The sequence below is a fragment of the Pseudomonas sp. Pseusp9 genome (genome assembly GCF_059491265.1).
In genome coordinates, this window is record NZ_CP168500.1 from 5938258 (window position 1) to 5958676 (window position 20419).

Consider the following 20419-nt stretch of genomic DNA (forward strand, 5'->3'; position numbering starts at 1 on the left):
TTCTCCGTCGGCAGATTTCCTCAACCTACTGCCGCCGACCACGCCTCACAATCACAGTCCAGACGCTGAATGCGTCATCATCACTCAACAGTAGCCGCGTCCATGCGCACCGCGCCACGGCGGTTCTGCCCGAACGCCATCACGCAGTTACGCCCGGCGCCCTTGGCACTGTAGAGCGCCTGGTCAGCGGACTTGAGCACCTCTTCCGGGGTGCGTTGATCGATCCGTTCGGCAACACCGATACTGACCGTGACCGTTACGCTCGATGCGCCGGAACCGGCACGCCGCTGGCGCCCCTGACTATCGTCTTGCGGACGATTTTCCTGATTACGCAGTTGGATGTTGTAAGTGGCGATGGACTCGCGGATGACTTCCAGGTGCGGCATGCACTCTTCGAGGGTCTTGCCTGCAAACACCAGGGCGAATTCCTCGCCGCCATAGCGATACGCCTTACCGCCACCGCCGATTTTCGCCAGCTTGCTGGCCACCAGCCGCAGCACCTGATCGCCGACGTCGTGGCCGTGGGTGTCGTTGAATTTCTTGAAGTGGTCGACGTCGCTCATCGCCAACACGTAGTTGCGCCCCAACCGTTGCATGCGTTCGTTCAGCGCTCGGCGGCCCGGCAGCCCGGTCAGTTCGTCGCGGAAGGCCATTTGATAGGCTTCGTGGGCAACGGCGGCGGCGATCATCAGCATCACCTGACTGCACATGATGTTCAGCGTGAACGGCAGGATGAAGGTTTTCGGCAACATCCAGAACAACCCGAGCAACCCCACCCATTGCGCGGCATGCAGCGGTCGCGGGCTACGCCAGTATTGCCAGGCCAGCAGCACAAACGCAGCAATGAACACCGGATAGGACAACTGGATCAGGCTCATCCAGGCGCCATGCAAGGCGGGCCAGCGAATCTCCGACAGCCAGATCAGCAACGCGTGCGGATAGCTTTGCTCAAGCCCCAGCGCCACGCAGCCGACCGCCAGCAATACGGCGAAACGCGCCACCATGTCCTGGAACAGATGGGTGCGCTCCTGCCATACCGCGAAGACACCAAACAGCAGCGGCAGCAGCAGGCAACACAAATGAAAGACCACGGCGGCATCGTCGCGCACCTTGCCGTTGTCGCGGTAATAGTCGGTCTGGGTGTCGAGCAGGAAGTAGGCGATGTACACCGTGACCATCAGAAACAGTTCACGCTGACGTCGGTATACCGCGCAATAGGCGCCACCGAGCAACAACACCAGGGTGGGCAGCACGTTGAACAGCGAGGTGAAGAAGACGTTCAGTTCCTTGATGTATGCAGCCGCAAGCCCCGCCAGCAACAGCAGTAATGACGGCAGGAAGTGACTGAAACGCACAGCGGAAGAACGCGGCAAGGGTAAAGCTCCGACCGGTCAAATCAATTGATGGCAATGTGCCAACCACTGTAACGGCAGAACCCCCGATTTGCTGAGTGAAATACTGTGGTATTTGTAAAAAGGCGTCACTGGCGTCCATCGGCCACCAGTGACGCAAGGGCAATACCTTGTTATAGGTCGTTATTGAACGGTTGCAGCGGCCCTTCCAGACGTGTGCGACCTTCGGCACCGACCGCTTTGAGCTGGAATTCGGCGTCCTGCGCCTGCCGGGTAGTGATCTTCGGACTGGCCGGTTTTTGCCCGACCGAGTTTTCATCCCCTTTTTCGCCCTGGGGCAGTACCAGCGACGGATGGTCAAACGGCGCCCGTTCCCACGCAACCCGAGGATCGGTCAGGCCGACTTCCATGAATTTGACCAATGCATCCACTTCATCCGGGGTCAGGTTCAGCCGGGTAATGTCCGGATCGAGGTTTGAGCCGTTGTGTTGATTGACCGTCGGGTGCTCGAAGCCACTGGTGTTGCTGGCATCCTCGCCACGCCGGTCGCCGCCGCGGTTGTAGAACTCCATGACCTGTTGCAGTGTTGCGCGACTGCCGTTGTGGAAATACGGCCCGGTCAACGCGATGTTGCGCAAGGTCGGCGTCTTGAAGGCGCCATCGACCGCGTCGCGGAAACCGACGTTGGGCTTGAGCGTCGCATCACAAGGGATGGCCGGGCTCAAGGGCACTTCGAAGGTGCACACGTCAACTTCCAGCGGGTCAGGGATCTGGCCGCCCTGGAGCACGGTGTTGTACTGGCGGGTGAAGGACAACGGATTGCCCCAGGCATCCGAGCCACCGACCGCGAGGTCTTCCGACGTTGGACGCACCCCGGTGTTGTAGAAACCGCTGTCATACAGTGTGGTCAGGTTGTCGGCCATGAGCATGCGCTCGATACGTTCCCGAGGATGGAACAGCAACCGGCTGCCGGCGTTGGTCAACTCCGCGCCACCATGGCAATTGACGCACTTGCCCTTGCCCAGGAACAGGTTCATGCCCTGGACCTGCTGGTTGTTCATGGCTGTGTGGTCGCCCTGCAGATAGGCATCCAGCGGTGCCTGGTCAGAGATCAGCGTGGACTCATACATTTGAATCGCCAGCCCGAAGAACAGCGGGAAATTCGCCTCCATCTGGGTGTACGGCGCACCGCCCAGCGAGACCTGTTGCGTGGCATTCCACAGACGCGGCTGGAACGCGTTCTTGATCAGTTCGCGATAGGTCGGCCGGTGTCCGCCGGACACTGGCCCCAGTACCGAATCGGTAGACGAAATCCGCTGTTGCTTGAGCATCAGGGTGTCGAGCATGCGTCGGCCAATGTCGGCGAAAGTTCGACCGCCGCAAGACATTTCCACGGGGCTGCCGGGAGGCCCTACCGCTTGCGAAGCGGCGGAAGCATCCTTGAGCGCCAGCCTGACTCTGGTTGCCACGCCACTGCCATCGCTGGTCACGAAAATCCCGGCGTCAGGGTCGCGATTACCGAAAGGAGAGAAGCCGTTGAAGATGTTATTGGCCCGGCCATCCCAGAAGTTACGCACGTTGAACGCGGCGTTGATCACCGTTGGCGCGTTGCGTCCGGTGCTGCGGCGAACATTGATGCCACCCACCTGGAAGATGCCGTCCGGCTGCTGGATGCACTTGTCGAAGCGCGACTGATGGGGCTTGACGAAGTTGGCGTCGAACACGCCTTGCGAGCCGATCACATCGTCGGTCGAGTAGAGAATCGCCGAATTGCGATCCAACGGATCAGCCAGCACATGGGTCGGGAAATCGCCTTTCTTCAACAGGTAGTTCGGACCACCCTTGCCACCGGATCTGGTGGTGTAGGTCGGTACATCGCCCGGGATGTCGGAAGCGGTGAACGGTTTGTTGAAAATCGACGAGACGTTCGCATTGGTGTTCGCCTGTCCCGGGTTGATCTGGTTGGTGGTGCGGTGATCGACACCCGCGTGGAAGTGGCAGGACGCACAAGCGGTGGAACCGTCACTGCCGATCTCCATGTCCCAGAACAGTGCCTTGCCCAGGAGCACTGCCGCCGAGCGATTGAGCACGTAGTCGGTCATCAGGTCGACTTTGCGTCCTCCTTCGGTTCCCGAAGGGTCGGGTGGTGTCAGGCCGCGTAGAGACTGCAGGCTGGGCACATCCGGCACGGTCGGAACGACCCCGACGGGGTCTGCGGCCCAAACGTTCATGCCAGGCAGGCCGGTGGCGAAAAGAGTCATCGCCATCGCACTGGCCAGGCGGGTGGTTCGCAACGTGTTCAAATACTCAAACATGACAGCGTTCCCGATTCAGTATGGAGTAATCAACTCCGTGATTTCCCTGTTGCGAGATGAACTCATCGCCATTATTCTTGCTGCCCTCTCGAGTAGCCGCATCAACTTAAAGTTGCATGGGCAATACGAGACCTGACTGGCAAAGCACTCTCGCTGACCAGGCTTTTAAAAGAATGATATTTCGCGCCACTGGGTAGCGTTTGATACAACTCTAGACGTAACAAAACATTTCAACAAAAAAAATTCAATATTATTTTATTCAAGCCAATTCAAGAAACCTTACTAATAACGACAACTGCGTACTATTCCTCAGTTCTGGTTAAACTTCACCCCACTATTGGGTGTCATTCCCCAAACAGCTCGCACCGGACGATCACCAACGGCCTCTAAAGCCAGTATTTAAAGGACATCACGTCACAAGGCTGCGTTATCTTGAGGCTGGCAGAGTAATTGCTAATCCAAACACCCCGGTGTAAGCGGCACTTGAAAAAGAACCTGCAAATCCACACCGCCAGTCAATAGAAACACCCATCAGACATATAAACCCCATTTGTGCGCAAGTTGTACTGCGTCAGCTATTGCCTTTTTAATTTATACCCACAACTCAGTGTTACTTCCCCGCCACCCTCCTCAACACCCTCTCTTGCACACATAAGACTTTAGTCGTATTTAAAAGACAACACTTCTCAACCACTACTATTGGAGATACCCACTAAAACCTTTTACAACACTCCAAACTTGGGTGTATACCCCCACCCACTTTGGCGCCAATCACATAACTATAACTTCGTGTATATATCACCAACCTCAGCGCAGCCCGCATTTTTGCTGGCTGACAAGCATTTTGTGCCAATCAGGCACGACTACTGCTATGTGCCCATCAGGCTCATGGAAATGTCTCTCGCGTTTGCGTCTGTAACCGGCCAACGCAACGCAGGTGAAAACATCCGAACGGCAAGTGTCGACTGTACACAGGCACTTATCCGGCCGGATCGAGCCCCTATTCGACCCTCACGGCTTTGCGTTTTTCTTGCGCAGGACTCAGCGCATCAGCAGATCCGCGATCTCGATCGGCCGGCAATTTGGTCCTGCAAGATTCTGGAGTGAGCCATGAGCTTATCTTTGTACGAAAAAACGCTCGCCATACCGCTGCTGCCTCACAAGCGATTCAACGGCATCTTCAGTCGCCATGCTCTGCTCGCCGGTGCCGTCGCTGTCGCACTGGCCATTGGTGGGGGTGGAGATGCATTTGCCAAAAACGGCGCTGGCGGTGGCGGCGGTGGTGGCGGTGGTGGCGGGACTGCCAAGCCACCAGGATTGCCTTCGCCGTTCACGACACCCACACTGCCCGACCCGATTTTTACAGACCCGAATGCGATTCATGGGTTTGACGTTACCGGTTTTATCCAGGACATGACCCTGGACACCACCAATGCGAATTGCCCCAATACCAGCGACCCGAGCCGCTTTGGGGGGACCGTCCAGTTGAACGGCGTCACGATTGTTGTCCCTTGCAACACCGTAATGCAGATGCCGGCCAACACCCTGACCTGGGCCGACTTCGTCAGAGGTGGAACCCTGGCGCTCGGAAAATCACTGGCGGCCTACCCCTCGTTCGAGATCCATGTGGTAGGCAATACCGTCTCCAACAAGCCAATTGCGGGGCTGATCTTTGTCTCCCAGCAATCCGTCAACGCCGGTAGCGGTGTCATCACCCGGATCGACTACACCAACGGCAACATCGAAGTTGACAGTGGCAACCCGACGCAACCCACGATCATTCAGATCAACGATCCGAATGGCCGTTTTGGCCGCGCCCAAAGCCCCGACCCACGCTTCTCCGTCGATGATGCCAACCCGACCATCCATGCCGCCACCGGCTACCCGATGTGCGTGCCACGTACGATTACCGGAGACGATGCACTCTGCCCGCAAAAAAACCGGCCAAAAGTGGTCACCCCGACCACGACCAACAACTGCCGCAATTTCAGCCAGGCCGGCGTCGCGCTTCCGGCCAGTGGAGAGCTCTCGGGTCCAGCGGTGGGGCAGCTCTATTGCAGCCAGTACGTCATGAAGAGATTCAGCGATGCTACACGCACGGCGACGGACCCCGACCCGACACAACAGGCACCCTTCGAAGTCGGCGACTTCATCAGCTGGTCCGGTACTCTGTTCAAGTCAGCCACAACGGGCCTCCCGGACTTCGTCTCTGCACACACGATCGAGGCGAATGTCGGGATCTACACTCAGCCTGGTTCGCAGCCCAGCTACATGTCTATCGGGGAGTTTGGCATCGGTACGGCCGACCCGGCCGCAACGGCCATCAACGGAGTAGCACAGGAGACCCAGGACCGGATTTTCCTTGAAGCCTCGACCACCGACATCAAGACCCCGGTCGACATTTATATGGTAGATGTCAATCCAGCGACGGGCGTACAAACCAATCGCTGGATCACCCCCTATGAGATGACGGGTGAATGCAACCCTGGGGTGGGCCTTGCGGCCAGTTGCCTCGGAGCCTCGGGTGGTATCACGACCCAGAACACGGGTGCTCAGCCACAACGCGCCAGATTGCGTGCGACCAAAGCGCCCACTGGGCTGCTTAGCCAGCCGACACGTACCTTGCGCGTCGTTGCCCGGTCACTTTGCGTTCCACAGCAAAGCTTGTCCCAGGCCGGCGTGGACGGTTGCATCCAGAATGCGGGCAGGTTGACCGTCGCCAATGGACTGACTGCCGGACAGTATGTGGCGCCGGTGTTCGAGTTCATCTTTCCGGAAGGCGTCAAGCCTGGCGATCCGGTGGTGCCGAACGACTTCTGGCACCTGCCGTTCTTACGTAACGGAGAGGGCGTGAGCACTCCAACGGGCGTAGGCCCGCTGGCCCCGACGCCATGGTGATCAAGGCCTGAGCACCGTACAAAAAAAACCGCCGCTCCCGGAGGAAGCGGCGGTTTTTTTGAATCAAGGCTTAGTAGCCCAGGTCGAAGTTCTCTTCTTTCATGTCCATCAGGTTGTTGGCGCCCGACAGCATGGTTGCAACGTGAGTGCGGGTACGCGGCAGGATGCGCTGGAAGTAGAAGCGCGCAGTCTGCAGCTTGGCGGTGTAGAACGCCTCTTCGGTAGTGCCGGCAGCCAGTTTCTCGGCAGCCAGACGCGCCATGTCAGCCCAGAAGTAGGCCAGGCAGGCGTAACCGGAGTACATCAGGTAGTCCACGGAGGCCGCGCCGACTTCTTCGCGATCTTTCATGGCGGCCATACCGACCTTCATGGTCAGCTCGCCCCATTCCTTGTTCAGTGCAGCCAGCGGAGCGACGAACTCTTGAACCGCTTCGTTGCCTTCGTTGGTCTGGCAGAATTTGTGGACGATCTTGGTGAAGCCTTTCAGGGCCTCGCCCTGGGTCATCAGCACTTTACGGCCCAGCAGGTCGAGTGCCTGGATGCCGGTGGTGCCTTCGTACAGCATCGAGATGCGGCTGTCGCGAACGTTCTGCTCCATGCCCCACTCGGCGATGAAGCCGTGACCGCCATAGATCTGCACGCCGTGGTTGGCCGCCTCAAAACCGACTTCGGTCATGAATGCCTTGGCGATTGGCGTCATGAAAGCCAGCAGTGCGTCGGCCTTCTTCTTCTCTTCTTCATCCACACCGTACTTGACGATGTCGACTTGCTTGGCGGTGAAGTAAACCATCGCACGGTTGCCTTCGGCGAATGCCTTCATGGTCAACAGCATGCGGCGTACGTCAGGGTGAACGATGATCGGGTCAGCCGCTTTGTCCGGCGCTTTCGGGCCCGTCAGCGAGCGCATTTGCAGACGGTCGCGAGCGTATTTCAGGCCGCCCTGGAAGCCGACTTCGGCGTGGGCCAGACCTTGCAGCGCGGTACCCAGGCGTGCGGTGTTCATGAAGGTGAACATGCAGTTCAGGCCTTTGTTCGCAGGGCCGATCAGGAAACCGGTAGCGCCGTCGAAGTTCATCACGCAGGTGGCGTTGCCGTGGATGCCCATCTTGTGTTCCAGGGAACCGCAAGACACGGCGTTGCGCGTGCCAACCGAACCATCAGCGTTCGGCAGGAACTTCGGCACGATGAACAGGGAGATGCCTTTGGTGCCAGCCGGTGCATCCGGCAGGCGGGCCAGTACGATGTGGACGATGTTGTCGGCCATGTCGTGTTCACCGGCCGAGATGAAGATCTTGGTGCCGGAAACCTTGTAGGAACCGTCGGCCTGCGGCTCGGCCTTGGTGCGCAGCATGCCCAGGTCGGTGCCGCAGTGCGGCTCGGTCAGGCACATGGTGCCGGTCCACTCGCCGGAAACCAGCTTGGTCAGGTAAGCCTCTTGCTGCTCAGGGGTGCCGTGCTCGGAGATGGTGTTCATCGCACCGTGCGACAGGCCTGGGTACATGCCCCACGACCAGTTGGACTCGCCAACCATTTCGCTGATGGCCAGACCCAGAGACTCCGGCAGGCCTTGGCCACCATGCTCTACGTCGTGGGCCAGGCTTGGCCAGCCGCCTTCAACGAATTGCTTGTAGGCTTCCTTGAAGCCCGTCGGAGTCTTAACGCCGGACTCGCTCCAGGTGCAGCCTTCGAGGTCGCCCACGCGGTTCAGCGGAGCCAGTACCTGCTCACAAAACTTGGCGCCCTCTTCGAGAATGGCGTCAACCATGTCCGGAGTTGCGTCCGCACAAGCCGGCAGGCTCTGATAGTGCGCTTCGTAGCCGAGCAGTTCGTCACGTACGAAGCGAATATCACGCAAGGGGGCCTTGTAGTCAGGCATAGCGATAAACCTCTGCTGATGTAACCGGGAATGAACGACCGCATTGATTTGTTGTTGCGATCAAACAGTTGTTTGAAACATACGTTTACGCCTAAATCTTGTCAAGCGCCGATCTTTTGCCGTTCGTCATCGCAGATTTGGACACACAGGCACACCACAACGCCGCCGCGCTTTCGAAGCAGCCCGCCACACAGGAAAGATTAGTTGAGCAAGAAAGACTTACGCAGAAAAACGCCGCGAACAGGCGCGGCGCTGGGAGGTGCGGATTCTGTAAAAAATCAAGCGAAGGTATCGATCAAGGTTCCAAGCACTTCATCGGCTGCCTTGGCGACTTTCACGCCCAGTTCTGCCTGAATCTTGCCCTGGGACATTTCGACCATGTTGCTGGCCAGGTCCGATTGCTGGCTGCGATCGACTGAACGCAGGCGATCAACCTGAGCCTCGGAAGACTGGCTGGTGACTGATCGTTCAATGGTGGTGTTGGCGATCTGCCCGGCGGCTTGATCGACACGGTTCTGCCCTGCCTGAAGGGTGCTCAGACCGGCATAAAAAGCGCTGCTTCCTGAGATTTCCATGGGAGAACTCGTCCTTGCAAAGGATCAACAGCAGTCATTGAAGCAGAGTGGCCGGCAAAACACCCGACAAAAACACTAATGGCATAGTGCCTTGTCATAGGCAAAGCCCGCATCGCAAAAACCTCAGTCCAACAGGTCCAGTTGCAAGTGCTCGGCCACCGCTTCGGCCGTGACGGCCTTGAGTTTTGGCACACGCCCCAGGCACGGCGCTGGCAGGCGCTCGGCGAGAGTCGCAAGGTTTTCTTCAAGACGCGAGGTCTTCGGGTCGATGATGTTGGCCACCCACCCGGCCAGTTGCAGGCCGTCCCGGGCAATCGCTTCGGCCGTCAGCAAGGCATGGCTGATGCAACCCAGACGCACGCCGACGACGAGAATGACCGGAAGCTTCAGAGCAATGGCCAGGTCCGACAGATTGTCCTGATCGGCCAGCGGCACGCGCCAGCCGCCAGCGCCCTCGATCAACGTGAAATCGGCCTGCATGGCCAGAATCTGCCGCATCGGCGCCAGCAACGACTGCACCGTCAGGGCTACGCCTGCCTCTCGCGCCGCCAGGTGCGGAGCGATGGCCGGTTCAAAGGCCACCGGATTGACCTGGGCATAGGTCAGCGGCAGCGAACACTCCGCCAGCAAGGCCAGCGCATCGGCATTGCGCAAGCCTTTGGGTGTCACATCGCAACCGGAAGCGACCGGCTTGCCCGCCGCCGTGCTCAAGCCTGCCGAACGTGCCGCATGCAGCAACCCCGCAGCGACCGTGGTCTTACCGACATCGGTATCCGTGCCGGTGATGAAATAGGCTGCACTCATAAGGGTTTCTCCAATACGGCGTACACCACTTGATAAGTCGCCGGCAGGCCTCGGGCCTGACGAAACTGCTCGTAAGCCTCAATCAGCCCCAGAATCCGCGCCCGACCGGTCAAGCCACCCGGTCGACCGGGATTGAGGTTGTGCGCGCCCAGTGCCTTGAGTTCATGGGTCAGGCTGCGCACATCCGGATAATGCAGCACATGCGCAACGTTCTGCAGACTGACCGTCCTCAAGCCGCTGGCCGCACACAACTGCTGATAAATACCAAACTCCCGGAAACGGTTGACGTGCACCATGCCATCGACCTGCCGCCAGCTGTCGCGCAACTCAAACAACGTCCCTGCACACAGACTAGCAAACGCGAACAAACCACCCGGCTTGAGCACCCGAAAGGCTTCACTGAGCACCGATTCGAAGTCCGCGCACCACTGCACCGCCAGGCTGGAGAAGATCAGGTCGCAAGTCGAATCCTGCAGTGGCAAACACTCGGCATCGCCGGCCACGAAGTGCGCGGCACCTCCCAATGGCCGGGCATGGTTGAGCATGCCTTCGGCGATATCCAGCGCCACACCGTGACCGCCCGGAAAGTGCTCATCCAGGGCACGACTGAAATGCCCGGTGCCACAGCCAAGATCCAGCCAGCGCTGCGGTACGAAATCCGGCGGCAAGCGCCTGAGCAATTGGCTGCCCACATCACGCTGCAACTCGGCCACGCTGTCGTAGCTCGCCGCTGCGCGGGAGAAGGAAGCGGCGACCTGGCGCTTGTCAGGCAAGGCGCCGGGCGGGTTGGGAAGGGATAAGTCAGTCATCGCCGCTCTCATGCAAAAAGGCCTGGATCGCCCCCGCCACACCGTGGGGATCTTCCAGGAGAAACGCGTGGCTGGCCTGTTCAATCAGACCGATTTCAACATCCGGCAGCAATGCCAACAACTCGCCAGCCACTTCTGCTGGTACCAGCCCGTCATGGCCAGCGAACAGATGCAGTTGCGGACCGCGAAACGCTTGCAGTGCCTGCCGGGTATCCAGTTGCGCGAGCACTTGCAGACCACTGAGCAGCACCGGCGCGGCGGTGTTCGGTGCGCCACCGAGCAACAACCGCGACAAACCGCGCGGGTCTTCGGCGCCTTGGGCGCAGAGCAGAGAAAAACGTTTCAACGTCGCGCGCGGATCGGCTTCACATCCCGCCAGAAATGCCTCGAAGGTTTCCTGGGGCATGGCGCTTGACCAATGTTCATGAGCGACAAAACAAGCGTTGCTGGCCAGGGTGAACACACCACAGCAGCGATCTGCGCGCCGGGCCGCCAACTCACAGGCGAGCATGCCACCCAAGGACCAACCGCCAAGCCAGGCGTCTTGCGCCAGTGTCGAATCAAGCTCATCGAGCCACTCTTGAAGATCGCTCGACTCCAGTTCCGGCAACGGCTCGATCTCGACATGCAGGTGCTCATCCAGGCCGCGCAAAGCCGCCGCCAAAGGCTCCAGCGGTGAAACGCCAAGGCCCCAGCCGGGCAGCAGAATCAAACGATCACGCATGGCTGGGCTCCGGTCCAAGTTGCTGAAAACAATCGGCCAGCCCATTTAACAATAGCTGTACCTGGGCCTCGCTGTGGGCAGCCGTCAGCGTGACCCGCAGTCGGGCGCTGCCGGCGGGTACGGTCGGCGGACGAATCGCAGTCACCATCAACCCGCGTTCACGCAGCATTTGCGAAAGGCGCATCGCGCGCCCCGCGTCACCGATCATGATCGGCTGGATCGGCGTGAAGCTGTCCATGAGTTCCAGGCCAATCTGTTCGGCACCGGCGCGGAACTGGCGGATCAGCGTCTGCAAATGCTCGCGACGCCAGTGTTCGCTGCGCAGCAGCTCCAGGCTCTTCAAGGTGGCGCAGGCCAGCGCAGGTGGCTGGCTGGTGGTGTAGATGTAGGGACGGGCGAACTGGACAAGACTCTCGATCAGCTCTTCGCTACCGGCCACAAAGGCACCCGCCGTACCGAACGCTTTGCCGAGGGTGCCGACCAGCACTGGAACGTCATCCTGGCTCAAACCGAAATGTTCGACGATGCCGCCACCGTTGGCACCCAGCGGTCCAAAACCATGGGCATCGTCGACCATCAACCAGGCGCCTTTGGCCTTGGCCTCTCGGGCAAGCGCCGGCAAGTCGGCGATATCACCGTCCATGCTGAACACGCCGTCGGTGACCACCAGCGTATTGCCGGTGGCTTTTTCCAGGCGCTTGGCCAGGCTCACCGGGTCGTTGTGCAGGTAACGATTGAATCGCGCGCCGGACAACAAGCCCGCGTCAAGCAGCGACGCATGATTGAGCCGGTCTTCGAGCACCGTATCACCCTGCCCCACCAGCGCCGTGACCGCGCCGAGGTTGGCCATGTAACCGGTGGTGAACAGCAACGCGCGCGGGCGACCGGTCAGGTCGGCCAACGCTTCTTCCAGGGCATGATGCGGGGTGCTATGGCCGATGACCAAATGTGACGCCCCGCCGCCCACACCCCACTTCGAAGCGCCTGCGCGCCAGGCTTCGATCACTTGCGGATGATTGGCCAGGCCCAGGTAGTCGTTGTTGCAGAACGCCAGCAATGGCTGGCCATCGACCACCACTTGCGGCCCCTGCGGGCTTTCGAGCAGCGGGCGCTGGCGGTAGAGGTTTTCGGCACGACGGGCAGCAAGGCGTGCGGCGAGATCGAAAGACATGCAGGCCTCGCGGATCAGAATTCAGAAGCGATCGGAGTACCTTGTGGGAGCGAGCCTGCTCGCGAAGAAGGTTTCACATTCAACATGAATGTCGACTGCTAGATCGCTTTCGCGAGCAGGCTCGCTCCCACAGTGTTTTGCATTCCGACCAGATCAATGGTGGCGATTAAACAGCCGCGTTATAAAACTGCTCGCTGCTCTTCTGCTCCACCAGCGCCTGCTCGATAGCCGCCTGATGCACTTCGTCGGCGTGCTCTTCGCGGGCTTCCGGCAGGATGCCCAGGCGCGAGAACAGTTGCATGTCCTTGTCGGCCTGCGGGTTGGCGGTGGTCAGCAGTTTTTCGCCGTAGAAAATCGAGTTGGCACCGGCAAAGAACGCCAGCGCCTGCATTTGTTCGTTCATGGCTTCGCGGCCGGCGGACAGGCGCACGTGGGATTGCGGCATCAGGATGCGGGCAACCGCGAGCATGCGGATGAAGTCGAACGGGTCGACGTCGTCGGCATTTTCCAGCGGCGTACCGGCGACTTTCACCAGCATGTTGATCGGCACCGACTCCGGATGCTCCGGCAGGTTGGCCAGCTGGATCAGCAGGTTGGCGCGATCGTCCAGCGACTCGCCCATGCCCAGGATGCCGCCGGAGCAGATCTTCATCCCCGAGTCACGCACATACGCAAGGGTTTGCAGGCGCTCGCTGTAGGTGCGGGTAGTGATGATGCTGCCGTAGAACTCAGGCGACGTATCGAGGTTGTGGTTGTAGTAGTCGAGGCCGGCCTTGGCCAGCGCTTCGGTCTGCTCCTGATCCAGGCGACCGAGGGTCATGCAGGTTTCCAGGCCCAGAGCTTTCACGCCTTCGACCATTTTCAGCACATAAGGCATGTCCTTGGCCGACGGGTGCTTCCACGCCGCGCCCATGCAGAAACGGGTCGAACCGATGGCCTTGGCGCGAGCGGCCTCTTCGAGAACCTTCTGCACTTCCATCAGTTTTTCTTTTTCCAGGCCGGTGTTGTAGTGACCGGACTGCGGACAATATTTGCAATCTTCCGGGCAGGCACCGGTCTTGATCGACAACAGGGTCGAGACCTGGACACGGTTGGCGTCGAAATGCGCGCGGTGCACCGTCTGCGCCTGGAACAACAGGTCGTTGAATGGCTGAACGAAGAGTGCTTTGACTTCGGCCAAAGACCAGTCATGACGCAGGGTTGCAGTGGTGCTGGCGCTCATGGGCGTTACCTTTGTTTTATGCTGGGCGAGCGCCCGCGGGATGGAATACCCACAGGCGCGACACGGATGTTCGGCATATTTAAGGAAGAGCGATGCGCTGTCAACCACGATACAAAGGACCGGTTTACATCTGGTTAAAAAACAACCAACAGTGTTTGCTCTGCGATGAAATCGCCGATGGCCCCCTCCCTGTCTGCACGGCCTGCGAAACCGAGCTGCCCTGGCTCGGCGATCATTGCCTGACCTGCGCCCTGCCGCTCCCGGCTGCGGGCCTGACCTGCGGCCATTGCTTGCAGCAGCCACCGGCCTTCGAACAAGTGATTGCTCCCTGGACCTACAGCTTCCCGGTAGACAGCCTGATCACCCGCTTCAAGCACAACGCAAAGTGGCCGTTTGGTCACCTGCTCGCCGAACTTCTCGCTCAATGCCTGCAACATCGCTTCGAAGACGATCTGCAGCGGCCCCATGTACTTATCCCGGTACCGCTGGCCAGCCGGCGCCTGCGTCAGCGCGGGTTCAATCAGGCGGCGATGCTGGCTCAGTGGTTGAGTGCCAGACTCGAAATCCCTTGCGACGAACGGTTGCTGCTGCGAACCCAGGACACCGACGCCCAGCAGGCCTTGAATGCCGAAGCCCGCCGAAAGAACCTGCGCAATGCTTTCGCCCTGGCACCCGGCGCCATCGTCAAAGGCCAGCACCTGGCCCTGATCGACGACGTACTGACCACCGGTGCCACGGCCCAGGCCCTGGCTCGGCTGCTGATGGACGCCGGTGCGGCGCGGGTCGACGTCTATTGTCTGGCCCGCACACCCAAGCCCGGCGAGACACCCTGACTTGACTCGCGCAGCCCAAGCGGCCAACGTCCCCACCATTGTCACCAGCCAAAGCGACTCGCCATGTCTTTGCCCACCTTGTTGTCCCAGCACATTGTCCGCCGTCCGCAGCGTATCGCCCTGCTGCAGCACATCGCCGAACAAGGCTCGATCACCCGCGCCGCAAAGAGCGCGGGCCTGAGCTACAAGGCTGCCTGGGATGCGATCGATGAACTGAACAACCTGGCGCAGAAACCGCTGGTGGAGCGGATTGTCGGTGGCAAGGGCGGCGGTGGCGCCCGCCTGTCCAACGAAGGCGAACGCGTGTTGCGCCTGTACCAGAAGCTGCAAGCCTTACAGGCTCAAGTGCTGGAAGCCGCTGAAGACGCGAGCGACCTCGACCTGCTCGGGCGCTTGATGCTGCGCACCAGCGCGCGCAATCAGTTGCACGGCAAGGTGGTGGCGATCGAACCTCAGGGACGCAACGACCTGATTCGCCTCGAAGTCGCCGAAGGCGTGATCGTCGACGCGCAAATCACCCACGACAGCACCGAGCGCCTGGAACTGCAAATCGGCACTGAAGTCGTGGCGTTGATCAAGGCCGGCTGGCTCGATGTGCTGGGAATCGATTCCGCTGAAACCCTTGGAAACAATTGCCTGAAAGGCACCATCGAAAAGATTCTCGACGCCGACGATGGCCCCAGCGAAGTGCGCATCACCCTGCCCAACGGCCTGACACTGTGCGCTCTGGACGAACCGGGGCATCTGCAGGCATTGGGGCTGACGTGCGGCAAGCCGGTGCGCGTGGAGTTTTCGCCGTCCAGGGTGCTGTTGGGCACACCGCTGTAAACAGAACTGCAACAAAAGGTTCATTACTCATCATTATGGTGTCTGCAAAACCGCAGGGAGCCTGAAATGAGCCTATTAGAAGAAAACCAGTCCACCGACCTCGAAACCATGGTCGGCCTCAGTCGTCGCGGCTTCATCAGCGCAGGTGCCTTATGCGGCGCCGCGATGTTCCTCGGCGGCAACCTGCTGGGCCGCAGTGTGATGGCTGCCAACGTCAGCGCCGCTAACAGCCAGTTGCTGGGCTTCGACAGCATTCCCGCCGCCACCAGCGACGCCATCACCCTGCCGCCGGGCTACAAGTCCTCGGTGCTGATCAGCTGGGGCCAGCCTCTGCACAAGGACGGCCCGGCGTTCGACCCGAGCGGCAACGGCAGCGCCGAACATCAGGAAGCCCAGTTCGGTGACAACAACGACGGCATGAGCCTGTTCGAATTCCCGGGCGAAAAAGACCGGGCGCTGATGGCGATCAACAACGAATACACCAACTACCGCTACCTCTACGCCCACGGCGGCATGCCGCAATCGGCGGAAGAAGTGCGCAAGGCACTGGCCTGCGAAGGCGTGTCGGTGATCGAAGTGCAGCGCAAGAACGGCCAATGGCAATTCGTCCAGGGCTCGCGCTACAACCGCCGCATTCACGGCAACGCCCCGATCAGCATGAGTGGCCCGGCCGCCGGCCATGCCCTGTTGAAAACCAGTGCCGATCCCCACGGCAAGAACGTTCTCGGCACTTTCCAGAATTGCGCCAATGGCAAGACGCCTTGGGGCACTTATCTGACCTGTGAAGAGAACTTCACCGACTGTTTCGGCAGCAGCAACGCGGAGCAGAAATTCGACCCGGCGCAAAAACGCTACGGTGCGGTGGTGACCAGCAAAGAGATCAACTGGCACCCGCACGACGAGCGCTTCGACCTGGCCAAGAACCCCAACGAACTCAACCGTCACGGCTGGGTGGTAGAGATCGATCCATTCGATCCTGAATCGACACCGGTCAAACGCACGGCCCTGGGGCGCTTCAAGCACGAAAACGCCGCCCTGGCCGAAACCGCCGACGGTCATGCCGTGGTGTACATGGGCGACGATGAGCGCGGTGAGTTCATCTACAAATTCGTCAGCCGCGACAGGATCGACCACAAGAACCCCAAGGCCAACCGCGACATTCTCGATCACGGCACCTTGTACGTGGCGCGTTTCGATGCGGGGGACGGTAACGCCGATCACCCGAAAGGCCAGGGTGAGTGGATCGAACTGACCCACGGCAAGAACGGTATCGACGCCAGCAGCGGCTTTGCCGATCAGGCCGAAGTGCTGATTCACGCCCGTCTCGCCGCCAGTGTGGTGAAAGCCACGCGCATGGACCGCCCGGAATGGATCGTGGTCAGCCCCAAGGATGGTCAGGTCTACTGCACACTGACCAACAACGCCAAGCGTGGCGAAGACGGGCAACCGGTGGGCGGACCGAACCCGCGCGAGAAGAACGTCTACGGCCAGATCCTGCGCTGGCGCACCGAGCGCGACGATCACGCCTCGCACACCTTTGCCTGGGACCTGTTTGTGGTGGCCGGCAACCCGGGCGCGCATGCCGGTACGCCAAAGGCCGGCTCGTCGAACATCACGCCGCAGAACATGTTCAACAGCCCGGACGGCCTGGGCTTCGACAAAGCCGGACGCTTGTGGATCCTGACGGACGGTGATGTGAGCAACGCCGGTGACTTTGCCGGAATGGGCAATAACCAGATGCTCTGCGCGGATCCGGCGACCGGCGAGATTCGCCGCTTCATGGTCGGCCCGGTGGGCTGCGAGGTGACCGGGATCAGCTTCTCGCCGGACCAGAAAACCCTGTTTGTCGGGATCCAGCACCCGGGCGAAAACGGCGGCTCGACCTTCCCCGAGCATCTGCCCAACGGCAAGCCGCGCTCATCGGTGATGGCGATTACCCGGGAAGACGGCGGGATCGTCGGCGCCTGACAGGTCCCTATCGCGAGCAGGCTCGCTCCCACAGGATTGGCGCTGATTTGATACCCGCGCAGGATCTTGTGGGAGCGAGCCTGCTCGCGAAGGCGCCAGCCCGGGCAACACATCTCGCAACCCTGCCCCTAAAGAGCCCCCGTCTGCGCTACCATGCCTGGCCGGACGCAGCAGCCTGCTGCGCGCAGGAGTCAGCATGGCCCACCCGTTTGAAACCCTTACGCCAGACCTCGTGCTCGATGCCGTCGAAAGCATCGGCTTTCTCAGCGACGCACGCATCCTGGCACTCAACAGCTACGAGAACCGCGTCTATCAAGTCGGTATCGAAGACGCCGAGCCGCTGATCGCCAAGTTCTACCGGCCGCAACGCTGGAGCAACGAAGCGATTCTGGAAGAACACCAGTTCACCGCCGAACTCGCCGACTGCGAGGTGCCGGTCGTGGCGCCGTTGATCCACAACGGCGAAACCCTGCACGAGCACAACGGTTTCCGTTTCACCCTGTTCCCCCGCCGTGGCGGTCGTGCGCCGGAGCCTGGCAACCTCGATCAACTGTATCGCCTTGGCCAGTTGCTCGGGCGCTTGCATGCGGTCGGCTCGACCAGGCCGTTCGAGCACCGTGAAGCGCTGGCGGTGAAAAATTTCGGCCATGACTCACTCAATACCTTGCTCGACGGCAACTTCATCCCCCGCAGCCTGCTGCCGGCCTACGAGTCAGTGGCCCGCGATCTGCTCAAGCGTGTGGAAGATGCCTACAGCAACACGCCGCACCAGAACATCCGCATGCACGGTGACTGCCACCCCGGCAACATGATGTGCCGCGACGAGATGTTCCATATCGTCGACCTCGACGACTGCCGCATGGGCCCGGCGGTGCAGGACATCTGGATGATGCTCGCCGGTGACCGCCAGGATTGCCTGAGCCAGTTGTCGGAGCTGATGGATGGCTACAACGAATTCCACGACTTCGACCCGCGGGAGTTGGCGCTGATCGAACCGCTGCGCGCCTTGCGCCTGATGCATTACAGCGCCTGGCTCGCCCGCCGCTGGGACGATCCTGCATTTCCCCGCAGTTTTCCGTGGTTCGGCACCGAGCGTTATTGGGGTGATCAGGTGTTGGCCTTGCGCGAGCAGTTGGCCGCGCTCAATGAAGAACCGCTGAAACTCTTCTAACCCCACCCGAAACCCTGTGGGAGCGAGCCTGCTCGCGAAAGCGGTTTATCAGACACTGTTGTGCTGAATCTGAAATCACCTTCGCGAGCAGGCTCGCTCCCACAGGTTGTTCGTGTTCACAAATGTCCTACCTATTCAGTCAGGACATCGGTAGACAAATCTCCTTACAATCCCCCTCTTTGTTAGCTGCCTAAGCAAGGATTCTGCATGCAAGCCGCCAACCCGCGTCGCGGGTACATTCTAGGCCTGAGTGCCTACATCATCTGGGGGCTTTTCCCCCTCTATTTCAAAGCCATCGCCAGCGTGCCCGCCGTGGAAATCATCATCCACCGGGTGCTGTGGTCGGCGCTGTTCGGTGCCTTGCTGCTGGTGGTCTGGAAGCATCCCGGCTGGTGGCGCGAGCTGCGGGAAAACCCGCGACGGCTGGCGATCCTGGCCCTGAGCGGTGCGCTGATCGCAGCCAACTGGCTGACCTACGTCTGGTCGGTGAACAACGGCCGCATGCTGGAAGCCAGCCTCGGTTACTACATCAACCCATTGGTGAACGTGCTGCTGGGCATGCTGATCCTCGGCGAACGGCTGCGGCGCATGCAATGGATTGCCGTCGGTCTGGCGGCTGTGGGGGTGGCGCAACAGGTCTGGCAAGTCGGCAGCCTGCCGTGGGTGTCGCTGGTGCTGGCCCTGACCTTCGGTTTCTATGGGCTGATTCGCAAGCAGGCACCGGTCAAGGCACTGCCGGGACTGGTGGTGGAAACCTGGATGCTGGTGCCGATTGCCCTCGGCTGGTTGCTGTTCAACCCGACGGCCAGCAGCGCCCAGGCCGAATTCTGGACCACGTCCCAAGCCTGGTGGCTGGTGGCCGCCGGCCCGATCACGCTGGTGCCGCTGGTCTGCTTCAACGCTGCTGCACGGCATTTGCCCTACACGACACTGGGCTTTCTTCAGTACCTGGCACCGACACTGGTGCTGATGCAAGCGATCCTGCTGTTTGGCGAGCACCTGTCGTCCAGCACCCTGGTAGCGTTCATGTTTATCTGGGCCGGTCTGGCGGTTTACAGCGTTGATGCGTGGCTCAGTTTGCGCCACCGCAGCTGATCAAAAAACATACAAACTTCTACAGGCCACGTCTCCCGTGGCCTGCGCTGATCCTTCCCAAGGTTATCCACAGCGTGATCCCCGCCGATTGTGCGCAAGTGGCTGAAACTGCCGGTTTTTTGATCAAGTCCTGAAGAACCCCGGTCGGCGTGGCCTGGCGGGGTGTCTCTACAGGTTATCCACAGGCCGGTGCACGTTTAACTTGGATAACCTGATCAGGGATCACTGCGCAGCACCAACTCGACCATCAGATCGTCGGCCAGGGTTTCCAGGCGCGATTGCAGTACGTCCAGCGATAGCGTCAGCGGGACGGCAAGAATCGCTTCGGCATGGAACAACGGCTCGCTGCTCATCGGTGCCGGGCGCACTTCGGTGACCAGCCGTTCCAGATTCACCCCCTGCTCGCTCAACAAGCGTGTGATGTCACGTACGATCCCCGGACGATCATTGCCCACCAGTTCCATGGCGATCGGCTTCCAGGTGCAGGATTGTTCGATGCTGCTTTCGGCGACCAACACGCGAATGCCCTGGGCAGACAAGCCCTGCAGGGCAGCGACCAATTCGTCGTAGGCCTCGGCGGGCACCCCCACCCGCAGAATGCCGGCGAATTGTCCCGCCATGCGCGACATGCGGCTTTCCAGCCAGTTGCCGCCGTGCTCGGCAATGCATTGGGCAATGCGCTCGACTTGCCCGGGCTTGTCCGGAGCAAAAACTGTAAGTACGAGATGGTCCATGGCGCAGCCCTCTGGTCATGTTTTTTGTTTTGGAAAAACAAGTA

The 20419-nt window shown here is 60.3% G+C and carries 16 protein-coding genes; 6 read left to right on the forward strand and 10 right to left on the reverse strand.

Annotated features, from left to right (window positions below; translation table 11 throughout):
- Positions 1-80 precede the first annotated feature (80 nt).
- Together ACEN8E_RS27140 and ACEN8E_RS27145 are read right to left on the reverse strand one after the other, a co-directional pair.
- Positions 81-1373: a GGDEF domain-containing protein gene (locus tag ACEN8E_RS27140; protein WP_495590520.1), complete on the reverse strand. Its 1293-nt coding sequence runs from the start codon at positions 1371-1373 to the stop codon at positions 81-83.
- Positions 1374-1525: 152 nt separating this feature from the next.
- A complete protein-coding gene (locus ACEN8E_RS27145; protein ID WP_495590521.1) occupies positions 1526-3667 on the reverse strand; it encodes a cytochrome-c peroxidase in 2142 nt (713 codons plus the stop codon).
- A 1110-nt stretch (positions 3668-4777) separates the two neighbouring features.
- Here ACEN8E_RS27145 and ACEN8E_RS27150 point away from each other — a divergent pair.
- A complete protein-coding gene (locus ACEN8E_RS27150; protein ID WP_495590522.1) occupies positions 4778-6565 on the forward strand; it encodes a hypothetical protein in 1788 nt (595 codons plus the stop codon).
- Positions 6566-6635: 70 nt separating this feature from the next.
- Here ACEN8E_RS27150 and ACEN8E_RS27155 read toward each other — a convergent pair whose 3' ends face one another.
- From ACEN8E_RS27155 to bioB, 7 genes are all read right to left on the reverse strand, one after another.
- Entirely contained in the window at positions 6636-8441 is a 1806-nt protein-coding gene (locus ACEN8E_RS27155) for a phenylacyl-CoA dehydrogenase (protein WP_495590523.1), read from the reverse strand.
- A 278-nt stretch (positions 8442-8719) separates the two neighbouring features.
- Positions 8720-9016, reverse strand: coding sequence for a pyrroloquinoline quinone biosynthesis protein PqqE (locus ACEN8E_RS27160; protein ID WP_495590524.1), 297 nt, complete (start codon positions 9014-9016; stop codon positions 8720-8722).
- Positions 9017-9139: 123 nt separating this feature from the next.
- Positions 9140-9820, reverse strand: coding sequence for a dethiobiotin synthase (gene bioD, locus ACEN8E_RS27165; RefSeq protein WP_085716494.1), 681 nt, complete (start codon positions 9818-9820; stop codon positions 9140-9142).
- A complete protein-coding gene (gene bioC, locus ACEN8E_RS27170; protein WP_495590525.1) occupies positions 9817-10629 on the reverse strand; it encodes a malonyl-ACP O-methyltransferase BioC in 813 nt (270 codons plus the stop codon). Before bioC ends, bioD begins: the two co-directional genes overlap by 4 nt.
- Complete coding sequence (locus tag ACEN8E_RS27175; protein ID WP_495590526.1) at positions 10622-11353, reverse strand: alpha/beta fold hydrolase; 732 nt, start codon at positions 11351-11353, stop codon at positions 10622-10624. The genes bioC and ACEN8E_RS27175 overlap by 8 nt, the downstream gene beginning before the upstream one ends.
- On the reverse strand, positions 11346-12524 hold the full coding sequence (gene bioF, locus ACEN8E_RS27180) for an 8-amino-7-oxononanoate synthase (protein ID WP_495590527.1): 1179 nt from the start codon (positions 12522-12524) through the stop codon (positions 11346-11348). Before bioF ends, ACEN8E_RS27175 begins: the two co-directional genes overlap by 8 nt.
- Before the next feature lie 166 nt (positions 12525-12690).
- Positions 12691-13746: a biotin synthase BioB gene (gene bioB / locus ACEN8E_RS27185; protein ID WP_429366767.1), complete on the reverse strand. Its 1056-nt coding sequence runs from the start codon at positions 13744-13746 to the stop codon at positions 12691-12693.
- Between the two features lie 92 nt (positions 13747-13838).
- Here bioB and ACEN8E_RS27190 point away from each other — a divergent pair, with 92 nt between their 5' ends.
- The 5 genes from ACEN8E_RS27190 to rarD all read left to right on the forward strand — a co-directional run bounded on the left by ACEN8E_RS27190 (position 13839) and on the right by rarD (position 19641).
- The gene (locus ACEN8E_RS27190) at positions 13839-14579 is read left to right on the forward strand and encodes a ComFC family protein (RefSeq protein WP_495590528.1); all 741 of its coding nucleotides are present in this window, start codon (positions 13839-13841) and stop codon (positions 14577-14579) included.
- A 63-nt stretch (positions 14580-14642) separates the two neighbouring features.
- On the forward strand, positions 14643-15407 hold the full coding sequence (locus ACEN8E_RS27195) for a TOBE domain-containing protein (RefSeq protein ID WP_495590529.1): 765 nt from the start codon (positions 14643-14645) through the stop codon (positions 15405-15407).
- A gap of 66 nt (positions 15408-15473) precedes the next feature.
- On the forward strand, positions 15474-17375 hold the full coding sequence (locus ACEN8E_RS27200) for a PhoX family protein (protein ID WP_495590530.1): 1902 nt from the start codon (positions 15474-15476) through the stop codon (positions 17373-17375).
- 196 nt (positions 17376-17571) lie between these two features.
- Positions 17572-18546, forward strand: coding sequence for a serine/threonine protein kinase (locus ACEN8E_RS27205; protein WP_108231659.1), 975 nt, complete (start codon positions 17572-17574; stop codon positions 18544-18546).
- 207 nt (positions 18547-18753) lie between these two features.
- Complete coding sequence (gene rarD / locus ACEN8E_RS27210) at positions 18754-19641, forward strand: EamA family transporter RarD (RefSeq protein WP_495590531.1); 888 nt, start codon at positions 18754-18756, stop codon at positions 19639-19641.
- A gap of 215 nt (positions 19642-19856) precedes the next feature.
- On the opposite strand, the gene ACEN8E_RS27215 is transcribed toward rarD, so the two are convergent.
- Positions 19857-20375, reverse strand: coding sequence for a glycine cleavage system transcriptional repressor (locus ACEN8E_RS27215; RefSeq protein WP_429366772.1), 519 nt, complete (start codon positions 20373-20375; stop codon positions 19857-19859).
- Between the last annotated feature and the right edge of the window lie 44 nt (positions 20376-20419).